At 58.6% G+C, this 379-nt stretch carries 1 pseudogene; it reads right to left on the bottom strand.

The features are described from left to right. Positions 1-379: pseudogene (locus tag ACTHSX_RS10525) on the bottom strand (RHS repeat protein); the annotation flags it as partial.

Genomic DNA, 379 nt, shown 5'->3' with positions numbered 1-379 from the left:
GCATCGTAGTGGTGGCGGGTGGTATGGCCCAGCGCATCGGTAACGGTTTCGAGATCGCCGTATTCGGTGTAACCGAAACGGGTGGTTTCGCCGGTACAGTCGGTAAAGCAGACGAGTTGGTCGAGGGTGTCGTAGTGTAGGCGTCGGGTTTTGCCTAAGGCGTCGGTAATGGTTTCGGGCAGCCATCGGGCGTTGTAGCCGTAGCTTGTGGTGTAACCGGCGGGATCGGTGATGCTGATGAGGTTGCCACGCTTGTCGTAATCGTAGGCGGTAATCCTGCCTGCAGGATCGTTGACGGCAATCGGCAGGTTGAGGGTTTCGTGGTAGTCGATTTGAGTGCTGCTGCCGTCCGGGGCGGTGATGGCGATGACGTTGCCTT

It is taken from the genome of Neisseria sp. P0014.S002 (genome assembly GCF_051958295.1).
Classification (GTDB): Bacteria; Pseudomonadota; Gammaproteobacteria; order Burkholderiales; family Neisseriaceae; genus Neisseria; species Neisseria flavescens_B.
The sequence above is the reverse complement of the archived record's forward strand: the minus strand, read 5'-3'. Positions and strand labels throughout refer to the sequence as shown.